Here is a 19,875-nt window from a genome sequence, read left to right on the forward strand (position 1 = left end):
GCCGCCTGCGCGGCATTGTGCACAGCAATGAGAACCTTCAGGACTCCGGCCACGTTGATCGCGGCCCTCGCCCTGGCCATGACGGCCTGCTCAACCCCCGAAGCTACGCCGGAAGCCACACCGCGTGTCAGTGTGGTCACCGTCGGCCCGCAGGTGGTACAGCGCGATGACGAACTGCCCGGCCGCGTGGCTGCCGTGCGCACCGCACAGATCCGTGCCCAGGTGGGCGGCATCGTGCAACGCCGCCTGTTCGACCAGGGCGCAGAAGTGAGCGCCGGCCAGGCGCTGTTCCAGATCGATCCGGCGGCATTCCGTGCAGACGTGGATTCGGCACTGGCCGCGCTGCAGCGCAGTGAGGCCGCTTTGGGCCGCAGCCGCGTGCAGTCACAGCGCCTGCATGCACTGGCGGCCGCGCAGGCGGTCAGCCAGCAGCACCGCGACGATGCCAGTGCCGAGTACGAACAGGCCCGTGCCGCGGTGAACGAGGCGCGCGCGATCCTGGCCCGTCGCCAGCTTGACCTGCGCTATGCCACGGTCAGTGCACCGATTGCCGGCCGCATCGACCAGGCGCTGGTGACCGAAGGCGCACTGGTGGGCGTGGCCGATGCCGAGCCGATGGCGGTGGTGCAGCAGATCGACCAGGTCTACGTCGATGTGCGCCAGCCGGCGGCCCAGCTGGAATCACTGCAGCGCAGCGCTGCCGGTGGCGGCGAGCTGCCGGTGACGATCATCGGTGCGGCCGGGAAGCCGCTGTCCGAGCGTGGCCAGATGCTGTTCTCCGGCATCAACGTCGATGCGCGTACCGGTGATGTGATCCTCCGCATTCTGGTCGACAACCCGCAGCGCCAGCTGCTGCCGGGCATGTACGTGCGCGCGAGGGTGCCGCGTGGTGCGCCGGCCAGTGCACTGACCGTGCCACAGCAGGCCGTGCTGCGCAGCGCCGGTGGCCAGGCCTATGCCTGGGTGATCGGTGGCGATGGCAAGGCGGTGATCCGCACGCTGGAGGTCGACGGCAGCGTTGATCGCCAGTGGCTGGTGCGCACGGGCCTGAAGGCGGGCGAAAAGGTAGTGGTCGAGGGCCAGGAACGCCTGCAGGAAGGCGTGGTGGTCGATGCGCGCGATTGGCAGATGCCGGTCGCCAGCGCCAGCGCCAGCGCCGGCGCGGTGCAGGCCGGCAGCAAGGGCTGAGCCTCTACCGGGCTGGTCCCTCCAGGGAAATCCAACATGGCACGTTTCTTCATCGATCGCCCGGTGTTCGCCTGGGTGCTGGCGATCTTCATCATCCTGGCTGGCGTACTGGCGATCCCACGGCTGGCCGTTGAGCGCTATCCGGCGGTGGCGCCACCCAGTGTCAGCATCTATGCCAGCTACCCCGGTGCCAGCCCGCAGACGCTGAATGATGCGGTGGTCGGCCTGATCGAGCGCGAGCTGTCCAGCGTCAAGCACCTGCTGTACTTCGAATCGTCGGTGGACACTTCCGGTGAAGCGTCGATCACTGCCACCTTCAAGCCCGGCACCAATCCGGAGCTGGCGCAGGTGGACGTGCAGAACCGGATCAAGGCGATCGAACCGCGCCTGCCGCGCAGCGTCCGCCAGAACGGCCTGTTCGTGGAGGCCGCCGATTCCGGTTTCCTGATGCTGGTCGGCCTGCGTTCGCCCGATGCCAGCGTCAGCGAAGCCGCGCTGGGCGACTTCATGGCGCGCAACATCATCGAAGAGCTGCGCCGCATCGATGGCGTCGGCCGCGTGCAGCTGTTCGGTGCCGAACAGGCGATGCGTGTGTGGCTGGACCCGACCCGGTTGACCGGCTACGGCCTGACCATGGGCGACGTCGCCGCCGCCATCGAGCAGCAGAACCTGGAGATCTCGCCGGGACGCATCGGCGATTCGCCGGGTGTGCCGGGCCAGCGCATTACCGTGCCGTTGAGTGCCGACGGCCAACTGTCCACGCCGGAACAGTTCGCTGCCATCGTGCTGCGCGCCGGGGCCGACGGCTCGCGGGTGCTGCTGGGCGATGTCGCCCGCGTCGAGCTGGGCGCGCAGAGCTATGCCTGGGGCACCCGCGAGGACGGCCATCCGGCCACCGCCGCCGGCGTGCAGCTGCGTCCTGGCGCGAACGCGGTGCGCACCGCGTCGGCGGTGCGTGAGCGCATGGCCGAGCTGGCACCGCTGCTGCCGCGCGGCGTGGAAGCGAGCATTCCGTTCGATACCGCGCCGTTCGTCAAGATCTCGATCCAGAAGGTGGTGCAGACGCTGCTGGAGGCGATGCTGCTGGTGTTCGCGGTGATGTACCTGTTCCTGCAGAACTGGCGCTACACGCTGATCCCGGCGCTGGTCGCACCGATCGCACTGCTGGGCACCTTCGCTGTGATGCTGGCGCTGGGCTTCTCGATCAACGTGCTGACCATGTTCGGCATGGTGCTGGCAATCGGCATCATCGTCGACGACGCGATCGTGGTGGTCGAAGGCGTGGAACGGATCATGGCCGAAGAAGGGCTGCCGCCGCGCGAGGCCACCATCAAGGCGATGCGTGAGCTGACCGGCGCAGTGATCGGCATCACCCTGGTGTTGACCGCGGTGTTCATCCCGATGGCGTTGGCCAGCGGCTCGGTGGGCGCGATCTACCGCCAGTTCACCGTGGCGATGGCGGTGTCGATCCTGTTCTCGGCGCTGCTGGCATTGAGCCTGACGCCGGCGCTGTGCGCGACGCTGCTGCGCCCGAACAGCCATGGCCATCATGGTCGTGGTGGGCTGTTCGGCGCCTTCAACCGTGGCTTCGAGCGGATGACCGGGCGTTACCAGCGTAGTGTGGCGTCGGTGCTGCAGCGGAGCGGGCGGGTCATGGGCGTGTTCGCCGCGCTGGTGGCGGCGTTGCTGCTGGGCCTGCACTGGCTGCCGGGCGCATTCCTGCCGGAAGAGGACCAGGGCTACTTCATGACCTCGATCCAGCTGCCGGCCGAAGCGACGGCCGAGCGCACGCTGGCCGTGGTCGAAGCCTACGAAAGGCATGTGGCGTCACGCCCGGGCATCGGCTCCAACCAGTCGATCCTCGGCTACAGCTTCTCCGGGTCCGGCCCGAGCGCGGCGCTGACCTACACCATGCTGAAGGACTGGGGCGAGCGTGCAGGAGCCACCGCGGCCGGCGAAGTGGAGGCCGCGCAGAAGGCGATGGCGACGATTGCCGAGGGCGAGGTGATGAGCGTGATGCCGCCGGCCATCGACAGCCTGGGACGCTCCTCCGGCTTCTCACTGGCGCTGCAGGCGCGCACCGGGCAGAGCCAGGCAGAGCTGCGCGCGGCCCTGCAGCAGCTGCTGAAGCGGGCCGAGGCCAGTCCGCTGCTGTCGGAGGTGCATGCCGATGGCCTGCCAGCAGGCACCAGCGTGCGGCTGGACATCGACCGCGCCAAGGCCGAGGCGATGGGCGTGGGGTTCGAGCAGATCAGCAGCACGCTGTCGGCGGCGATGGGCTCGCAGTACGTCAACGACTTCCCCAACAAGGGCCGGCTGCAGCAGGTGATCCTGCAGGCCGATGCACCGCACCGGATGGAGCTGGAGGATGTGCTGAAGCTGTACGTTCGCAACAGCGAAGGCGGCATGGTGGCGTTGTCGGAACTGGTGACGCCGCACTGGACCGAGGCGCCGTTGCAGCTGCAGCGCTATCTCGGCTTCCCGGCGCTGAACCTGTCCGGCGCACCGGCCTCCGGCGTGTCGACCGGCCAGGCCATGGCGGAGATGGAGCGGTTGGCGCAGAAGCTGCCGTCCGGCTTTGCCCTGCAGTGGACCAGCCAGTCGCTGCAGGAGCGGGAGTCGGGGGCGCAGGCACCGTGGCTGCTGTTGTTGTCGATGCTGGTGGTGTTCCTGGTGCTGGCGGCTCTCTATGAGAGCTGGTCAATCCCGCTGGCGGTGATGCTGGTGGTGCCGCTGGGCCTGCTCGGTGCGGTCGCCGCGGTGCTGCTGCGGGGCATGCCCAACGACGTGTTCTTCAAGGTCGGCATGATCACCGTGATCGGGCTGTCGGCGAAGAACGCGATCCTCATCGTCGAGTTCGCGCGCCAGCTGCAGCAGCAGGGTCGCGGCCTGGTCGAGGCGGCATTGGAAGCTGCCAGGTTGCGCCTGCGGCCGATCGTGATGACCTCGCTGGCATTCGCGCTGGGCGTGGTGCCGCTGATGCTGGCGCAGGGCGCGTCGAAGGAAACCCAGCAGGCGATTGGAACCGGTGTGTTCGGCGGCATGGTCAGTGCGACCGTGCTGGCGGTGTTCTTCGTACCGGTCTTCTATGTAGTAGTGCAGGGCGCGCGGCAGTGGATCGCGCAACGCCTGCGCAGGCGCCGGCCGATGCCGGAAGGATCCGTGGATGGAACGGAACATCGTTGAAAATCTGCATGAAAAACAGTTGATGGTGCTGGAGCAGCGCCTGTGCGCAGCGTTGCTGGAAAATGATCACGATGCGCTGACCGCGCTGGTATCGCCGGCCTTGTTCATGATGGATGGCCAAGGCGGGCGCATGCTCGATCTGCCGTGGCTGGGCGATTGGCTGGCCGGCGGCCTGCAGGTGCGAAGCCTGCAGCTGCACGCAGTTGAAACGCTGCTGTGTGGTCGCCTGGCACTGCTGTCCAGCAACGTGCGGTTGTCAGTGTGGCAGCAGGACCAGGAGCGTGAAGTGAAGCTGCGCCTGTTGCGCGTCTGGACCTGCAGTTCCGGCGGCAGTGGCGCACAGCTGCTGTCGATGGCGGTGCTGGCCGCCTGAGTGCGGTCAGGCCGCTTTCAGGCCCCGCTCACCGGCAGATGGTAGGGTCGAGCCTCTCTGTAGTGTCGACAAGGAGTCGAGCCATGCGTGTAGTTCCCAGTCTGTTGGCAGCCCCCCTCGGGGTGGTGCTGGCTGCGTGCCAGCCGGCCCAGGCACCCGCTGCGGGCGGCAATGACACCCCGCCTGCCACGCCGCAGCCAAGTGCCAGCACCGAAGGTGGCAGCGAGACCACCTACCAGTGTGGGGATCTCAGCGTGCGCGCGACCTTCACTGGCGAGGATACGGCCACGGTGGTGATCGGCGAGCGCACCTTTGCCATGACCTCCGAACGCGCGGCGTCCGGCGCCAAGTATGGCGATGGCCAGGGCAACAGCTTCTGGACCAGGGGCAGTGATGACGGCCTGCTGAGCCTGAAGGGCGAGGCGGACCACGAGTGCCATGTGGTCGAAGCCACTGAAGGCGATGGCAGCGCCGGCAATGCTGCGTTCCGTGCCACCGGCAATGAGCCCGGCTGGCTGGCAGTTGTCGACGGCGACACGCCGGGCCTGCAGGTGGAAGTGGATTATGGTGAGCGTCGCTTCGATGTCGCCAAGCCCACCGAAGGTGCTGATGGCTGGAGTGGGAAGGCATCCGATGGCACCGACGTCAAGCTCAGCTTCCAGCGCACCACCTGCCAGGACGACATGAGTGGCGAGGCGTTCGAGGCCAAGGTGATGCTGACTGTCGGCACGCGCCAGTACCACGGCTGTGGCAATTTCGGCGCGAAGCAGCCGTAAGCCCTCTGTAGAGCCGAGCCCACGCTCGGCTGCGTTGTGCTCTGCACAGGCACTGCAGCTGAGCGCGGGCTCGGCTCTACACCACTGCTGTCAACGATGCGCTGCTTGCTGCCTGCGGCGAACTTGCCGCAAGCAGGGACAGGCAGCCGATCAGCGCAAGGCGCTTAGTCGGCACGGCCAGCGAATTCGCCGGTGGCGGTGTTCACCAGCACGCGTTCGCCGTTGACGATGTACTCCGGCACCATGATCTCGATGCCGGTGTTGAGCTTGGCCGGCTTCGGGCGCTTGGTGGCGGTGCCACCCTTCAGTTCCGGCGGGGTCTCGATCACTTCCAGCACCACCGAGGCCGGCAGCTGGATCGCCACCGGCTGCTCGTCGATGACCTGCACATAGATGCCGGTCAGGCCGTCGGTGATGTAGCCGGCGTCATCACCGATCACGTCCGCGTCCAGGGTGTAGGGGGTGTAGTCCTCGTCATCGAGGAACACGAAGGCGTCGCCGTCCTTGTACGAATAGGTGGACTGGCGGCGCAGCAGTTCGACCTCGACCAGGTTGTCGTCGGCATCGAAGCTGGCGTCGAGCTTGTTGCCGCCCGGCACGCTGTACATGATGAAGCGGAAGCGGACGTTGCCGCCGCGACCCTGCGGCGAGCTGCGCTCGATGTCGCGGATCTGGTACACGCCGTTGTTGTACTCGACGACGTTGCCCTTCTTGATGTCGTTGGCTTTCATGGTGATCTAGGTCGTTGGGGGAGGACGCCGTCCCGGCGCCCGGGGGGAATCACTTCGGAGCGAGGCGGGTAGCGCCGTCCAGGCGGATGGTCTCGCCGTTGAGATAGGTGTTGCCGAGGATGAAGCCGACCAGGCTGGCGAAGTCTTCCGGCTTGCCCAGGCGCGACGGGAACGGGATCGAGGCGGCCAGCGACTGCTGCACGGCTTCGGGCATGCCATCGACCATCGGCGTCCAGAACACGCCGGGTGCAATCGTATTGACGCGGATGCCAAAGCGCGACAGTTCGCGCGCCATCGGCAGCGTCATCGAGACCACGCCGCCCTTGCTGGCGGCATACGCGGCCTGGCCGATCTGGCCTTCATAGGCGGCGATGCTGGCGGTGTTGATGATCACGCCGCGCTCGCCGTCGGTGCCGGCTTCGTTGTGCTGCATGCGGTTGGCCGCGGCCTTGGCGACGTTGAAGCTGCCGACCACGTTGACCATCACCGTGCCCTGGAAGCCGGCCAGCGGCATCGGGCCCTCCTTGCCCAGCACGCGACCGGCGCCGAGGATGCCGGCACAGTTCATCGCCACGTTCAGGCCGCCGAGGAAATCGTGGGCCTGGTCGATGGCCGCAGCCACGGCTGCTTCATCGCTGACGTTGACGTTGAAATAGCGGGCCTTGTCGGTACCCAGCCCGGCAACGGCGGCTGCACCCTTGTCGTCGTTGAGATCGAACAGGGCCACCTTGCCGCCCTGGGCGACGAGGTGCTGGGCCACGGCCAGGCCGAGGCCGGAGACGCCGCCAGTGATCACGGCACGTACGGAAGACAGCTGCATTGAACGGTCCTGCAGGTTCGAGAACCGCCGATTCTAACGGAAGCCGCGACCTTCGCCGTTGTGCACTGCGCCGCCCGGCAAGGGCGGCGCAGTGCCACCATCAACCGGCGGCGGCCAGCGCCTGGCCGGTGCGGCTGGCGGTGGCGCGGCCGAGCAGGCCGGCCAGCCAGCGGCCGGTCTCGGCCAGGGCCGGCAGGTCCACGCCGCTGTCCAGGCCGAGCCCCTGCAGCAGATAGACCACGTCCTCGCTGGCGACGTTGCCGCTGGCGCCCTTCGCATACGGGCAGCCACCGGCCCCCGATACCGCGCTGTCGATCACGCGCACGCCTTCTTCCAGGCAGGTGGCGATGTTGGCGATGGCCTGGCCGTAGGTGTCGTGGAAATGCACGGCCAGCGCCGCCATCGGGATCTCGGCGGCGACCGCCTGCAGCATCGCCCGTGCCTTGCGCGGGGTGCCGACGCCGATGGTGTCGCCCAGTGAGATTTCGTAACAGCCCATCTGGTGCAGGGCGCGCGCCACCCGCACCACGTCGGCCAGCGGCACCTCGCCCTGGTAGGGGCAGCCGAGCACGGTGGAGACGTAGCCGCGCACGCGCACGCCATCGGCGGCGGCGCGGCGCAGGATCGGCTCGAACCGGGCGAGCGATTCGTCGATGCCGGCATTGGTGTTGGTGCGGTTGAACGCTTCGGAGGCAGCGGTAAACACCGCTACTTCCTCCACGCCCACCGCACGGGCGCGGTCGTAGCCCTGTTCGTTCGGCACCAGTACCGGGTAGTGGATGCCCGGCCGGCGCTGGATGCCGGCATAGACCTCGGCGGCGTCGGCCAGCTGTGGGATCCACTTCGGGCTGACGAAGCTGGTTGCCTCGATGCTGCGCAGGCCGGTGGCCGACAGGCGGTTGATCAGTTCGATCTTGTCGGCGGTGGACACCGACTGCTTTTCGTTCTGCAGGCCGTCACGCGGGCCGACCTCGACGATGCGGACGTAGTCGCTCATGCGGTTGCCCCGTTGGCAGGGCGGTGGCAGACCGCCTCGATGTTGTTGCCGTCGGGGTCGAGCACGAAGGCACCGTAGTAATCCGGGTGGTACCAGGGGCGCAGGCCCGGGGCGCCATTGTCGCGGCCACCGGCGGCGAGCGCGGCGGCATGGAAGGCGTCCACCTGGGCGCGGCTGGCGCAGGCAAAAGCCACGTGCACGCCGTGGCTGGCAGTGCCGCCATTGCCAAGCCAGAAGAACGGCTTGCCGTCGTTGCCGAAGCCGATGTGGTCGTGGGCGCCGGTCTGTTCGGCGGTCACTTCCATCACCACGCCGATCTGCAACGGCGCCAGTGCCTGCAGGAAGAAGGCCTTGCTGCGCGCCAGGTCGGCGCTGGTCAAACCAAGATGATCGAGCATGTTCAGGCTTCCGTGACCCAGTGGGGGGCGCGCTTGTCGAGGAAGGCACCCAGGCCTTCCTGGCCTTCGGCGGACACCCGCAGGCGCGCGATCAGGGCGGCATTATCGCGATCCAGGGTGTCGCGGTCATGGCTGTCGCGGACCTGGCGCACCAGCTGCTTGGCGGTGGACGAGGCGATCGGGCCGGCCTTGTCGAGCAGGGCCAGCTGGCGTTGCACGGCCTCGTCCAGGCGTTCAGGCTCGACCAGTTGGTGGACCAGGCCGATGCGCAGCGCGGTGTCGGCGTCGAAATGCTCGCCGGTGGCGAACCAGCGGCGAGCCTGGCGGGGGCCGATGGCCTCGATCACATAGGGCGAGATCACCGTCGGCAGCAGGCCGAGGCGGCTTTCGGTCAGGCCGAAGCGGGCCGAGGTGCTGGCGATGGCGATGTCGCAGCAGGCGACCAGGCCGACGCCACCGCCGAAGGCCGCGCCGTGGACCCGGGCCAGGGTCGGCTTGGGCAGCTCGTCCAGGGTGCGCATCAGCCGTGCCAGCGCCAGCGAGTCCTCGCGGTTGTCGGCCTCGCTGGCCGCCGCCATGCCGCGCATCCACTGCATGTCCGCACCAGCCGAGAAGGAGGTGCCGTGGCTTGCCATCACCACGGCCCGGACCGAATCATCGCGGCCGGCGGCCTCCAGTGCGGCGGTCAGCCGGGCGATCAGGCTGGCGTCAAAGGCGTTGTGCAGCTCCGGCCGGTTCAGCCAGAGGGTGAGGGCGGCGCCGCTGCGCTCGATCTGCAAAGCATCGTTCATGGGATTCCAGGGTCACTCCATACCTGTATGGATCATAGCGGGCCATTGGTCATGGGCCATGACGCGACGCGGGAATGTTAGAATCGAGAACCATTTACATCCAGCAGAGAACACGCTAGATGACGCTGTCCGAACTGCCGCTGCACACCTCGGCCGTGGTCGAGTCCGTGCAGGACCTGCATGCCAACGATGCCATTGCCCGTCGCCTGCGCGAGCTGGGTTTCGTGAAGGGCGAGGAAGTACGCCTGGTGGCCAAGGGTCCGGTGGGGGGCGAGCCGCTGCTGGTGCAGGTCGGGTTCACCCGTTTCGCGCTGCGGATCAGTGAAGCCAAGCGGATCGTGGTCGACGCCGCCAGCCAGGAACGACGCGCATGACTGTTACTGCCACTACCGCCCCGCTGCGCGTTGCGCTGGTCGGTAACCCCAACAGCGGCAAGACCGCACTGTTCAACCAGCTGACCGGCAGCCGGCAGAAGGTTGCCAACTACACCGGCGTCACCGTCGAGCGCAAGGAAGGCCGCCTGCGTGCGCCGTCCGGCCGCGAGTTCGCGGTGCTCGACCTTCCGGGCGCCTACAGCCTGCATCCGGCCAGCCTGGACGAGGCGATCACCCGTGACCTGTGCCGGGGCTTCTACCCGGGCGAAGCCGCGCCGGACGTGCTGCTGTGCGTGATCGACGCCACCAACCTGCGCCTGCACCTGCGTTTCGCGCTGGAACTGCGCGAGCTGGGCAAGCCGATGGTGGTGGCGCTGAACATGGTCGATGCGGCCCAGCGCCGGGGCATCCAGGTGGACGTGGCCGCGCTGGAGCGCGAGCTGGGCGTGCCGGTGGTGGAGACCGTGGCGGTGCGCAAGCAAGGCGCCAAGGCCCTGGTCGAGCGCCTCGATGCGATGGTGCCGCACCTGGATGCACCGGTGCCGGGCCCGGAAGGTGGCATCGACTACCATGCCAAGGTGCGCGAGATCCTGTCGGTCGCCGTGCGGATGCCAGCGCGGACCGCGAAGATCGACGACGCGCTGGACCGCTGGCTGCTGCACCCGGTGTTCGGCCTGGTCAGCCTGGCGGTGGTGATGTTCCTGATCTTCCAGGCGGTGTACGCCTGGGCGACGCCGTTGATGGACGGCATCGAAGCCGGCTTTGCCTGGCTGGGCGAGTTTGTCGGCAGCGTGCTGCCGGAAGGTCCGCTGGCCAGCCTGCTGACCGACGGCATCATCGCTGGTGTCGGTGGCGTGGTGGTGTTCCTGCCGCAGATCCTGATCCTGTTCTTCTTCATCCTCGTGCTGGAGGAGTCCGGTTACCTGCCGCGCGCGGCGTTCCTGCTCGACCGCATGATGGCCGCCGCCGGGTTGTCCGGCCGCTCGTTCATCCCGCTGCTGTCCAGCTTTGCCTGCGCAGTGCCGGGCATCATGTCCACGCGCAGCATCCAGGACCCACGTGACCGCCTGGCCACGATCCTGGTGGCGCCGTTGATGACCTGTTCCGCACGCTTGCCGGTGTACGCGCTGCTGATTGGTGCGTTCATTCCGCAGAAGACGGTGTGGGGCGTGTTCAACCAGCAGGGGCTGGTCCTGTTCGGCCTGTACGCCGCCGGTATCCTCAGCGCGCTGGCGATGTCGTGGATCATGAAGAAGTGGCGTCGCGACAAGAGTGAGCATCCGCTGATGCTGGAGCTGCCGTCTTACCGCCTGCCGCATGCGCGCGACCTGGCCGTGGGCCTGTACGAGCGTGGCATGATTTTCCTCAAGCGCGTCGGTGGCATCATCCTGGCGCTGACCATCCTGCTGTGGGTGCTGCTGTCGTTCCCGGCGGCTCCCGCTGGCGCCACGATGCCGGCCATCGACTACAGCTACGCCGGCCAGATCGGCCATGCGATGGCCGTGTTCTTCGCGCCGCTGGGCTTCAACTGGCAGATCTGCATCGCACTGATCCCGGGCCTGGCCGCGCGCGAAGTGGCGGTATCGTCGCTGGCCACGGTCTACGCGCTGTCCGCGGCCGATGACGATGCCGCCAGCCAGGCGCTGACCCCACTGATCAGCGACGGCTGGTCGCTGGCGACCGCGCTGTCGCTGCTGGTCTGGTACATCTACGCCCCGATGTGCATCTCGACGCTGGCCACCATCAAGCGTGAGACCAATTCGTGGAAGCAGATGGGCTTCGCCGCGTTCTACCTGTTCGCCGCGGCCTATGTGGCTGCGCTGATCACCTACCAGGTGACCAAGGCGCTGGGAGGCGGCTGATGGATACCGGCCTGCTGATCCAGTACCTGATCATCGCGGTGGCCGTGCTGGTCAGTGCCTGGGTGGTGCTGAAGAAGCAGTTCCCGGGCACCGTGCGCACGCTGCGCGGGGCCTTGGCGCTGGCCCTGCTGAAGCCGGGTCGCCCCGGCTGGATGCAGGCGCTGGGGCGGAAGATCGCGCCGCCGGCGACTGGAGGTGGTGGTGCCTGTGGTGGTTGCGACAGCTGCGGGCCAACTCCACCGAAGCAGCGCTGACGCTGATTTTCCTGCGCTGGTGGCTGCGAACCTTCTGCCGGTGGGTGCGGGCCCTCCCCCTGTGGGTGCGGGCCCTCCCCCTGTGGGTGCGAACCTTGGTTCGCACGCTCTCCGGATTCAAACCTCTCTCCGGATGATCGCCCGGAAGCGACCATCCTGATTCAATCGCCGCACCGATTCCCGGTTTCCATGGCTGGCCGCGAAGCCGGCCACGTCGGCAAGGGCAAAGAGCAGCAGGCCTTTCAGCGCGTCGCGGTTGCCGGCCTGCAGCAGATCTTCAAGATCCTGCTGGATGAAGGTCCGGCGCAGGCCTGGCGTCTCTTCGATCCGCCAGTCGACATGGGGCGTGGGAATGCTGGAGCGGTACCTGAAGGCCGTTTCAAGATCGTCAGGCGCGAGCGGATACTCGAGCAGCTCTGGAAAGTAGAGTCCAGCATTCACATAGAAGCCCCGGTTTTCGTTGGCGCGTTGGTGATTCACGACAAGCAGGGCGGCATCCAGCAAGCGGTAGCGGGTCGTCGACGTTCCGGCAAAGCCGGTCTTCCTGGCGCACTTGCTGAAGACGGTCGAGGATTTCATGGGTTCTGCCTGGGCCGGAAGACGGGCCACAGCCTTGAGGCGCAGTGCCTGACGGTCAATTGGCAAACGCGACATCCGGAACACTGGCCAGCATTTCATCCACGCATGGCGTGGATCTACCGGGCGCGTGAGCCCAGCTCTGCTGCCAGCGCCAGCCACCGATTGCGTTGCTCCGGCGAGCTGCTGCGTACCGCACCGAGGCGGCTGACACGCACCGGGCGGATGCCGCAGAACTGCAGGATGGTGGCGCGGATCTGGCTGATGCCCGGGTCGCGGTAGATCCAGCGGTAGTACCAGGGCGGTGTATCCAGGGTGGTGATCACCCGTGCGCTGCGTCCGGCCAGCAGCCGGTCCCACCACACCGAATCGCGCCGGTAGCGGAAGGCGTACCCCGGCAGCAGCACGCGATCGAAGAAGCCCTTCAACAGCGCCGGCATTGCACCCCACCAGGTGGGGTAGACCAGCACCAGATGATCGCAGGCTTCGATCGCATCGGCGGCGTCCTGCAGATCGGCTTCAAGTGGCTGGATCTGGCGGTAGCCGTGGCGCAGCACCGGTTCGAATTCAAGGTCGCCCAGTGCGATCAGGCGCACCCGGTGGCCGGCATTCTCCGCGGCCGTGGCATAGCGTTGGGCGAGGGCACCACACAGGCTGTCACGGTCAGGATGGCCGAGCAGGATCAGGACGGAACGGGACACGGCAACCTCGGGCAATGGAAAGTGCGCGAGGTTGGGGTCTGCCCCAGGGGCAGAGTCAAACCGGGGTGGTGCAGCCGCTGGGTTCCAGCACGCAGTCACTGCTGCCGGAGCGCAGCCACTGCTGCAGTTCGTCGCTGACCTGTTGCAAAGCGCGCTCGACTTGCGCCAGCCGCGCCCGTTCGCTGGCTATGCGTGTGCGCTGCTGTTCCAGCAAGGCCAGCACCGCAGGCCAGTCGAGCCGCCCGTCGCGGCCCTGCAGGCGCGAGATCGCCGCCAGGGTGATACCCAGCGCCAGTGCCTGGCGGATCAGCTGCACCCAGGCCACGTCCTGTTCGCTGTAGTCGCGATAGCGGTTCAGTCGTGGCACCGGCGGCAACAGGCCACGCGCCTCGTACAGGCGGATGGCCTTGGCGCTGGCACCGGTCAGGCGGCTGACCTCGGAGATGCGCATCGGTTCAGTTCCGCACCAGTCCGCCATCGACCACCAGGTTCTGGCCGGTCACCGCGCGCGACCAGGGGCTGGCGAAGAAGAGCGCGGCATCGGCGAATTCGGCCGGTGTGGTGACGCTGCGCAGTGGCGTGTTGGCGGCGATGTAGTCGAACACCGCTTCGGGCGTGGCGGCACTGGCATCGGTGGTGCGCAGCAGGCCGCCGGACAGCATGTTCACGGTGATGCCATGCGGGCCGAGGTCGCCGGCCAGGGTGCGGGTCAGCGACAGCAGTGCGGCCTTGGCGGCGGTGTAGTCGTGGTAGGGCACCACCGGGTTCTGGAACAGGTTGGTGCCGATGTTGATCACCCGGCCGAAGCGGCGGGCCTGCATGCCGGGCAGGGCGGCCTGCACGGTGTTCAGCGCGCCGCGCACGCTGCCCTCGAACTGTGCCTGGAAGGCGGGCCAACCGATGGTGGCGGCACTGTCGCGGGCATCACCATTGAACGAGAACGCCGCAAGCGCGTTGTTGACCACGGTTGTCACGCCTTGCCCGAAGTGGGCCAGTGCCTGCTGCAGCATCGCATCGACCTGGCCGCGGTCGGTGACGTCGGCCGGCAGTGCGATCGCCTGTCCGCCCAGCTCGGCGGCCAGCGCCCGTGCGGTGCCTTCGCTGTGGTGGTAGTTGACGATGACGCGCGCACCATGTGCAGCGAAAGCACGGGCGATGTGCTGGCCAAGTCCGCGGCCGGCACCGGTGACCAGCACCAGCTGTTCGCTGATCTGCATGAGGGAGCTGCCATCCATTGCATGAAAGGGCATGCAGCGTAGCAGCGATGGCGCTTGCCCGAGCGGGCTTGCTGCCGCTAGCCTGCAGGCATGAACCAGACTCCCCTGCGATTGCTCATTCACGGTGCCTCCGGGCGCATGGGCCAGGCCCTGCTGCGGCTGGCCGCCGAACATCCCGAAACCCTGCAGATCGTGGCCGCAGTGGCCGGCCGTGCGCCGGCGCAGCGCGTGGTCGACGGCGTGCCGTTCTTCGGTGCCAGCGAACTGCCCGGCGCGCCGGTGTTCGACGTGGCGATCGACTTCAGCCTGCCGGAGGGTTTCGACCCGATGCTGGCGTTGTGCGTGGAGCGGGGTGCCGGGCTGGTGTCGGGCACCACCGGGATCTCCAGCACGCAGCGCCAGGCGCTGGACGCGGCGGCTGCGAAGATCCCGCTGGTCTGGGCCTCCAACTTCAGCCTGGGCGTGGCGGTGCTGGACGAGTTGGTCGAGCGCGCGGCGCAGGCGTTGGCCGGCTGGGACTGTGACATCGTCGAGTCGCACCACACCCAGAAGAAGGATGCGCCGTCGGGCACCGCGCTGACCCTGGGCGCGGCAGCGCAGCGGGGTGGGGCGGAACCGCATTACGCCAGCCTGCGCGCCGGTGACATCGTCGGCGAGCACCTGGTGCAGTTCACTGGGCTGGGCGAGCGCATCGAGCTGGTGCACCGGGCCACCAACCGCGACATCTTCGCCCGCGGCGCGCTGTTCGCCGCCCGCCAGCTGCAGGGCCGGGCTCCGGGCAGCTACCGGGTGCGGGATCTACTGGACGGGCCGCGTTAACCGGTAGCGCCGGGCCGTGCCCGGCGTCGGTGTCGGTTCCGCCGGGCATGGCCCGGCGCTACCAGCGGGCGCCGCATACGCCGCCGGATTGAAATGAATACGCAATCGCCTGTTCATCAAGCGCGATAACCGCTGGCGCGAGCGCCCCGGCAGCGCTACAATTCGCACTCGCCGAATCACGAAAGCCGGACCGGTCCCAGACCGTACGTCCGCGCTTTTTTGCAACCGGATTTCCGTGAAGCGCAGGCGTGACTTCGGCAGCCCCCTCGGTAGCCAAAGTGAGATTCCCGTGACCCAAGCCGCAATCCTCGTCCTCGAAGACGGCACCGTATTCGAGGGCGAATCCGTAGGCGCGCCCGGCCTGTCCGTCGGTGAGGTGGTGTTCAACACCGCCATGACCGGCTACCAGGAAGTGTTGACCGACCCGTCCTACGCCCGGCAGATGGTCACGCTGACCTATCCGCATATCGGCAACACCGGCATGACCGACCAGGACAATGAAGCGTCCAAGGTGTGGTCGGCCGGCCTGATCGTGCGCGACGTTCCCCGCCGTCCCAGCAACTGGCGCAGCCAGGTGTCGCTGCAGGACTGGCTGATCCAGCGCGGCGTGGTCGCCATCGCCGGCATCGACACCCGCAAGCTGACCCGCATCCTGCGCGAGAAGGGCGCGCAGAACGGTGCACTGATGGCCGGCGACATCGACGTGGAAAAGGCACTGGAAGCCGCCCGCAAGTTCCCGGGGCTGAAGGGCATGGATCTGGCCAAGGTTGTCACTACCGAGAAGACCTACACCTGGACCGAGGGCCAGCTGGACCTGGATGCCAACGCCTTCGTCAGCGTGCCGTCCCGGTTCAAGGTCGTGGCTTACGACTTCGGCGTGAAGACCAACATCCTGCGCATGCTGGCCGAGCGCGGCTGCGAAGTGACCGTGGTGCCGGCCCAGACCCCGGCCGCTGAAGTGCTGGCACTGAAGCCGGACGGCGTGTTCCTGTCCAACGGTCCGGGTGACCCGGAACCGTGCGACTACGCGATCGAAGCGATCAAGACCTTCATCGACGTGAAGATCCCGACCTTCGGCATCTGCCTGGGCCACCAGCTGCTGGGCCTGGCCTCGGGCGCCAAGACCATGAAGATGGGCCACGGCCACCACGGCGCAAACCACCCGGTGCAGGACCTGGACAACGGCCGGGTGATGATCACCTCGCAGAACCACGGTTTCGCGATCGATGAAGCGACGCTGCCAGCCACCCTGCGCGTGACCCACCGTTCGCTGTTCGACGGCACCAACCAGGGCGTCGCCCGCACCGATGTGCCGGCGTTCTCGTTCCAGGGCCACCCGGAAGCGTCGCCGGGCCCGACCGACGTCGGCCCGCTGTTCGACCGCTTCGTGGTGCTGATGGAGCAGGCCAAGGCGTGATCAGTACGCCGCCGGCCCCCCGGTGGCGTCGCGATGGACCGTAAGCCGCCGCATCGCTGCTGCCCCTGGCGCGGCGCTGCGGATCAAGATTCCTGATCGACAGCGTGCGATCACTCCCCCTTGTCACGCTGTACTGACTTAGAGAAGAAAATGCCCAAGCGCACTGACCTCAAGACCATCCTCATCATCGGTGCTGGCCCGATCGTCATCGGCCAGGCCTGCGAGTTCGACTACTCCGGCGCCCAGGCCTGCAAGGCCCTGCGTGACGAGGGTTACCGCGTGGTGCTGGTCAACAGCAACCCGGCCACGATCATGACCGATCCGGAGATGGCCGACGCCGTCTACATCGAGCCGATCAACTGGCAGACGGTCGAGAAGATCATCGCCAAGGAAAAGCCCGACGCGCTGCTGCCGACCATGGGTGGCCAGACCGCGCTGAACTGCGCGCTGGACCTGGCCGACAACGGCGTGCTGGAGAAGTACAACGTCGAACTGATCGGCGCCAAGCGCGAAGCGATCCGCATGGCCGAAGACCGCGAGCTGTTCCGCGTGGCCATGGGTGAGATCGGCCTGGAATGCCCGACCGCCGCCGTCGCCCACACCCTGGACGAAGCGCTGGAGATCCAGACTCGCGTCGGCTACCCGACCATCATCCGCCCCAGCTTCACCCTGGGCGGCAGCGGTGGCGGCATTGCCTACAACCGCGAAGAGCTGGTCGAGATCGTCAGCCGCGGCCTGGAACTGTCGCCGACCACCGAAGTGCTGGTGGAAGAGTCGGTGCTGGGCTGGAAGGAGTTCGAGATGGAAGTGGTCCGCGATACTGCGGACAACTGCATCATCGTCTGCTCGATCGAAAACCTGGACCCGATGGGCGTGCACACCGGTGACTCGATCACTGTGGCGCCGGCGCAGACCCTGACCGACAAGGAATACCAGCGCCTGCGCGATGCCTCCATCGCCGTGCTGCGCAAGATCGGCGTCGATACCGGTGGCTCGAACGTGCAGTTCGGTATCAACCCGAAGACCGGCCGTGTGGTCGTCATCGAGATGAATCCGCGTGTGTCGCGTTCCTCGGCGCTGGCTTCCAAGGCCACCGGCTTCCCGATCGCCAAGGTCGCCGCGAAGCTGGCCGTGGGCTACACCCTGGACGAACTGAAGAACGAGATCACCGGCGGCCTGACCCCGGCCTCGTTCGAGCCGTCCATCGACTACGTCGTCACCAAGATCCCGCGTTTCGCCTTCGAGAAGTTCCCGGCCGCCGACGCCCGCCTGACCACCCAGATGAAGTCGGTGGGCGAGGTGATGGCGATGGGCCGCACTTTCCAGGAGTCGGTGCAGAAGGCCCTGCGTGGCCTGGAAACCGGCAAGGTCGGCTTCGACCCGACCGGCCTGGACCTGGCCAACGAAGAAGACCTGCAGACCCTGCGCCGCGAGCTGAAGGCGCCGGGCCCGGAGCGCCTGTTCTTCGTCGCCGATGCGTTCCGCGCCGGCATGAGCGTGGAAGAGATCTACGCACTGTCGTTCATCGATCACTGGTTCCTGGATCAGATCGAGGAAATCATCGCGGCGGAAGCTGAAGTCACTGCCGGTGGCATCGATGCGCTGGACGCTGCACGCCTGCGCAAGCTGAAGCGCGCTGGCTTCTCCGACGCGCGCCTGGCGCAGCTGACCGGTACCAACGAAGCCGCCATCCGCGCGCTGCGTCGTGCGCACAAGGTACGCCCGGTCTACAAGCGCGTGGACTCCTGTGCCGGTGAGTTCTCCACCGGTACCGCCTACCTTTACTCGACCTACGAGGACGAGTGCGAGGCCGCGCCGAGCAACCGCGACAAGATCATGATCCTGGGCGGTGGCCCGAACCGCATCGGCCAGGGCATCGAGTTCGACTACTGCTGCGTGCACGCGGCACTGGCGCTGCGCGAGGATGGCTATGAAACCATCATGGTCAACTGCAACCCGGAAACCGTGTCGACCGACTACGACACCTCCGACCGTCTGTACTTCGAACCGCTGACCCTGGAAGACGTGCTGGAAATCGTCGAGCTGGAACAGCCGAAGGGCGTGATCGTGCAGTACGGCGGCCAGACCCCGCTGAAGCTGGCGCGCGCGCTGGAAGCTAACGGCGTGCCGGTGATCGGCACCAGCCCGGACTCGATCGACCTGGCCGAAGACCGTGAGCGCTTCCAGCAGCTGGTCGACAAGCTGGGCCTGAAGCAGCCGCCGAACCGCATCGCCCGCAACGACCAGGAAGCCCTGCTGCTGGCCCGCGAGATCGGCTACCCGCTGGTGGTGCGCCCGAGCTACGTGCTGGGCGGCCGTGCGATGGAGATCGTCTACGGCGAAGCCGACCTTGCCCGCTACGTGCGCGACGCGGTGAAGGTGTCCAACGATTCGCCGGTGCTGCTGGACCGCTTCCTCGACAACGCCGTCGAGTGCGACGTCGACATCATCGCCGACAAGGATGGCAACGTCCTGATCGGTGGCGTGATGGAGCACATCGAAGAAGCCGGTGTTCACTCGGGCGATTCCTCCTGCTCGCTGCCGCCGTACTCGCTGTCGGCTGAAACCCAGGCCGAACTGCGCCGCCAGGTGGTGGAGCTGGCCAAGGCCCTGAACGTGGTCGGCCTGATGAACACCCAGTTCGCGATCCAGACCAGCGACGAAGGTGCCGACACCATCTACCTGCTGGAAGTGAACCCGCGTGCCTCGCGCACCGTGCCGTTCGTGTCCAAGGCCACCGGCATGCCGCTGGCCAAGATCGCCGCCCGTTGCATGGCTGGCAAGAGCCTGGCCGAGCAGGGTGCAACCAAGGAAATCGTGCCGGACTATTACTCGGTGAAGGAAGCGATCTTCCCGTTCGCCAAGTTCCAGGGCGTCGATCCGATCCTCGGGCCGGAGATGCGCTCCACCGGTGAAGTGATGGGCGTAGGCCGCACCTTCAACGCCGCCTTCGCACGTGCGCAGGAAGCCGGTGGCATCAAGGCGCCGCCGGTCGGCAAGGCCTTCGTTTCGGTGCGTGATCCGGACAAGAAGCGCGTGCTGCCGGTGGCCAAGGCGCTGCTGGCGCGTGGCTACAGCCTGGTCGCCACCCGTGGCACCGCCGCGTGGCTGCAGCAGCATGGCATGGACTGCGAGATCATCAACAAGGTGGTCGAAGGCCGTCCTCACATCGTCGACTCGATCAAGAACGGCGAGATCGTCTACATCGTCAACACGACCGAAGGTCGTTCGGCGATCAACGACTCGTTCTCGATCCGTCGCGAGGCACTGCAGCATCGCGTCACCTACTCGACCACCATTGCCGGCGCCAAGGCGCTGGTGGATTCACTGGAATTCCGCGGCACCGGCCCCGTCTGGTCGCTGCAGGAGCTGCACAAGGAGTTGAATGCATGAGA

General features: G+C 67.2%; 19 protein-coding genes. 10 read left to right on the top strand and 9 right to left on the bottom strand.

All coding sequences use genetic code 11. The features are described from left to right. Positions 1-27 precede the first annotated feature (27 nt). The 4 genes from AC5QAH_RS12035 to AC5QAH_RS12050 all read left to right on the top strand — a co-directional run bounded on the left by AC5QAH_RS12035 (position 28) and on the right by AC5QAH_RS12050 (position 5,523). Positions 28-1,188: an efflux RND transporter periplasmic adaptor subunit gene (locus tag AC5QAH_RS12035; protein ID WP_099559364.1), complete on the top strand. Its 1,161-nt coding sequence runs from the start codon at positions 28-30 to the stop codon at positions 1,186-1,188. A 36-nt stretch (positions 1,189-1,224) separates the two neighbouring features. Then, positions 1,225-4,374, top strand: a complete 3,150-nt coding sequence (locus tag AC5QAH_RS12040; protein ID WP_071306652.1) for a multidrug efflux RND transporter permease subunit — start codon at positions 1,225-1,227, stop codon at positions 4,372-4,374. After that, on the top strand, positions 4,355-4,747 hold the full coding sequence (locus AC5QAH_RS12045; RefSeq protein WP_049453497.1) for a nuclear transport factor 2 family protein: 393 nt from the start codon (positions 4,355-4,357) through the stop codon (positions 4,745-4,747). The genes AC5QAH_RS12040 and AC5QAH_RS12045 overlap by 20 nt, the downstream gene beginning before the upstream one ends. A gap of 83 nt (positions 4,748-4,830) precedes the next feature. Continuing rightward, positions 4,831-5,523 carry a COG3650 family protein gene (locus tag AC5QAH_RS12050; RefSeq protein WP_495232356.1) on the top strand — a complete coding sequence of 231 codons (693 nt, stop codon included), beginning with the start codon at positions 4,831-4,833 and terminating at the stop codon, positions 5,521-5,523. A gap of 164 nt (positions 5,524-5,687) precedes the next feature. On the opposite strand, the gene yeiP is transcribed toward AC5QAH_RS12050, so the two are convergent. The 5 genes from yeiP to AC5QAH_RS12075 all read right to left on the bottom strand — a co-directional run bounded on the left by yeiP (position 5,688) and on the right by AC5QAH_RS12075 (position 9,260). Beyond that, positions 5,688-6,254 carry an elongation factor P-like protein YeiP gene (yeiP, locus tag AC5QAH_RS12055; RefSeq protein WP_005409468.1) on the bottom strand — a complete coding sequence of 189 codons (567 nt, stop codon included), beginning with the start codon at positions 6,252-6,254 and terminating at the stop codon, positions 5,688-5,690. 49 nt (positions 6,255-6,303) lie between these two features. Further along, positions 6,304-7,074, bottom strand: a complete 771-nt coding sequence (locus AC5QAH_RS12060; protein WP_495232357.1) for an SDR family oxidoreductase — start codon at positions 7,072-7,074, stop codon at positions 6,304-6,306. A gap of 100 nt (positions 7,075-7,174) precedes the next feature. After that, on the bottom strand, positions 7,175-8,071 hold the full coding sequence (locus tag AC5QAH_RS12065; RefSeq protein ID WP_049453505.1) for a hydroxymethylglutaryl-CoA lyase: 897 nt from the start codon (positions 8,069-8,071) through the stop codon (positions 7,175-7,177). Beyond that, positions 8,068-8,469, bottom strand: a complete 402-nt coding sequence (locus tag AC5QAH_RS12070; protein WP_019336249.1) for a VOC family protein — start codon at positions 8,467-8,469, stop codon at positions 8,068-8,070. Before AC5QAH_RS12070 ends, AC5QAH_RS12065 begins: the two co-directional genes overlap by 4 nt. Positions 8,470-8,471: 2 nt before the next feature. Next, the gene (locus AC5QAH_RS12075; RefSeq protein WP_495232358.1) at positions 8,472-9,260 is read right to left on the bottom strand and encodes an enoyl-CoA hydratase/isomerase family protein; all 789 of its coding nucleotides are present in this window, start codon (positions 9,258-9,260) and stop codon (positions 8,472-8,474) included. Between the two features lie 119 nt (positions 9,261-9,379). Here AC5QAH_RS12075 and AC5QAH_RS12080 point away from each other — a divergent pair, with 119 nt between their 5' ends. From AC5QAH_RS12080 to AC5QAH_RS12090, 3 genes are read left to right on the top strand one after another with little or no spacing between them, the layout of a single operon-like run. Further along, complete coding sequence (locus tag AC5QAH_RS12080) at positions 9,380-9,634, top strand: FeoA family protein (RefSeq protein ID WP_010482534.1); 255 nt, start codon at positions 9,380-9,382, stop codon at positions 9,632-9,634. Next, complete coding sequence (gene feoB / locus AC5QAH_RS12085) at positions 9,631-11,496, top strand: ferrous iron transporter B (protein WP_010482532.1); 1,866 nt, start codon at positions 9,631-9,633, stop codon at positions 11,494-11,496. The genes AC5QAH_RS12080 and feoB overlap by 4 nt, the downstream gene beginning before the upstream one ends. Next, positions 11,496-11,750: a DUF6587 family protein gene (locus AC5QAH_RS12090; RefSeq protein WP_494528862.1), complete on the top strand. Its 255-nt coding sequence runs from the start codon at positions 11,496-11,498 to the stop codon at positions 11,748-11,750. The genes feoB and AC5QAH_RS12090 overlap by 1 nt, the downstream gene beginning before the upstream one ends. A 117-nt stretch (positions 11,751-11,867) precedes the next feature. On the opposite strand, the gene AC5QAH_RS12095 is transcribed toward AC5QAH_RS12090, so the two are convergent. The 4 genes from AC5QAH_RS12095 to AC5QAH_RS12110 form a co-directional block, all read right to left on the bottom strand. Then, complete coding sequence (locus AC5QAH_RS12095; protein WP_057502908.1) at positions 11,868-12,329, bottom strand: DUF4304 domain-containing protein; 462 nt, start codon at positions 12,327-12,329, stop codon at positions 11,868-11,870. Positions 12,330-12,445: 116 nt separating this feature from the next. Continuing rightward, positions 12,446-13,027, bottom strand: coding sequence for an NAD(P)H-dependent oxidoreductase (locus AC5QAH_RS12100; RefSeq protein ID WP_495232359.1), 582 nt, complete (start codon positions 13,025-13,027; stop codon positions 12,446-12,448). Between the two features lie 55 nt (positions 13,028-13,082). Next, on the bottom strand, positions 13,083-13,478 hold the full coding sequence (locus AC5QAH_RS12105) for a MerR family transcriptional regulator (protein WP_495232360.1): 396 nt from the start codon (positions 13,476-13,478) through the stop codon (positions 13,083-13,085). Between the two features lie 4 nt (positions 13,479-13,482). Next, a complete protein-coding gene (locus AC5QAH_RS12110; RefSeq protein WP_495232361.1) occupies positions 13,483-14,244 on the bottom strand; it encodes a 3-oxoacyl-ACP reductase in 762 nt (253 codons plus the stop codon). 90 nt (positions 14,245-14,334) lie between these two features. Here AC5QAH_RS12110 and dapB point away from each other — a divergent pair, with 90 nt between their 5' ends. From dapB to carB, 3 genes are all read left to right on the top strand, one after another. Next, the gene (dapB, locus tag AC5QAH_RS12115; protein WP_029550629.1) at positions 14,335-15,063 is read left to right on the top strand and encodes a 4-hydroxy-tetrahydrodipicolinate reductase; all 729 of its coding nucleotides are present in this window, start codon (positions 14,335-14,337) and stop codon (positions 15,061-15,063) included. A 289-nt stretch (positions 15,064-15,352) separates the two neighbouring features. Continuing rightward, complete coding sequence (gene carA / locus AC5QAH_RS12120; protein ID WP_191851257.1) at positions 15,353-16,480, top strand: glutamine-hydrolyzing carbamoyl-phosphate synthase small subunit; 1,128 nt, start codon at positions 15,353-15,355, stop codon at positions 16,478-16,480. Positions 16,481-16,630: 150 nt separating this feature from the next. Next, positions 16,631-19,873 (top strand): carbamoyl-phosphate synthase large subunit, encoded by a 3,243-nt coding sequence (carB, locus tag AC5QAH_RS12125; RefSeq protein WP_010482523.1) that lies wholly within the window; start codon positions 16,631-16,633, stop codon positions 19,871-19,873. Positions 19,874-19,875 lie beyond the last annotated feature (2 nt).

This window comes from Stenotrophomonas sp. YJH_SMC_43 (genome assembly GCF_059372535.1).

What these genes read in the sequence shown, in the direction of transcription:
- AC5QAH_RS12035 (WP_099559364.1), top strand. Translation starts at nt 28, where the DNA reads ATGAGAACCTTCAGGACTCCGGCCACGTTGATCGCGGCCCTCGCCCTG.
- AC5QAH_RS12040 (WP_071306652.1), top strand. Translation starts at nt 1,225, where the DNA reads ATGGCACGTTTCTTCATCGATCGCCCGGTGTTCGCCTGGGTGCTGGCG.
- AC5QAH_RS12045 (WP_049453497.1), top strand. Translation starts at nt 4,355, where the DNA reads ATGGAACGGAACATCGTTGAAAATCTGCATGAAAAACAGTTGATGGTG.
- AC5QAH_RS12050 (WP_495232356.1), top strand. Translation starts at nt 4,831, where the DNA reads ATGCGTGTAGTTCCCAGTCTGTTGGCAGCCCCCCTCGGGGTGGTGCTG.
- yeiP (WP_005409468.1), bottom strand. Translation starts at nt 6,254, where the DNA reads ATGAAAGCCAACGACATCAAGAAGGGCAACGTCGTCGAGTACAACAAC.
- AC5QAH_RS12060 (WP_495232357.1), bottom strand. Translation starts at nt 7,074, where the DNA reads ATGCAGCTGTCTTCCGTACGTGCCGTGATCACTGGCGGCGTCTCCGGC.
- AC5QAH_RS12065 (WP_049453505.1), bottom strand. Translation starts at nt 8,071, where the DNA reads ATGAGCGACTACGTCCGCATCGTCGAGGTCGGCCCGCGTGACGGCCTG.
- AC5QAH_RS12070 (WP_019336249.1), bottom strand. Translation starts at nt 8,469, where the DNA reads ATGCTCGATCATCTTGGTTTGACCAGCGCCGACCTGGCGCGCAGCAAG.
- AC5QAH_RS12075 (WP_495232358.1), bottom strand. Translation starts at nt 9,260, where the DNA reads ATGAACGATGCTTTGCAGATCGAGCGCAGCGGCGCCGCCCTCACCCTC.
- AC5QAH_RS12080 (WP_010482534.1), top strand. Translation starts at nt 9,380, where the DNA reads ATGACGCTGTCCGAACTGCCGCTGCACACCTCGGCCGTGGTCGAGTCC.
- feoB (WP_010482532.1), top strand. Translation starts at nt 9,631, where the DNA reads ATGACTGTTACTGCCACTACCGCCCCGCTGCGCGTTGCGCTGGTCGGT.
- AC5QAH_RS12090 (WP_494528862.1), top strand. Translation starts at nt 11,496, where the DNA reads ATGGATACCGGCCTGCTGATCCAGTACCTGATCATCGCGGTGGCCGTG.
- AC5QAH_RS12095 (WP_057502908.1), bottom strand. Translation starts at nt 12,329, where the DNA reads ATGAAATCCTCGACCGTCTTCAGCAAGTGCGCCAGGAAGACCGGCTTT.
- AC5QAH_RS12105 (WP_495232360.1), bottom strand. Translation starts at nt 13,478, where the DNA reads ATGCGCATCTCCGAGGTCAGCCGCCTGACCGGTGCCAGCGCCAAGGCC.
- AC5QAH_RS12110 (WP_495232361.1), bottom strand. Translation starts at nt 14,244, where the DNA reads ATGCAGATCAGCGAACAGCTGGTGCTGGTCACCGGTGCCGGCCGCGGA.
- dapB (WP_029550629.1), top strand. Translation starts at nt 14,335, where the DNA reads ATGAACCAGACTCCCCTGCGATTGCTCATTCACGGTGCCTCCGGGCGC.
- carB (WP_010482523.1), top strand. Translation starts at nt 16,631, where the DNA reads ATGCCCAAGCGCACTGACCTCAAGACCATCCTCATCATCGGTGCTGGC.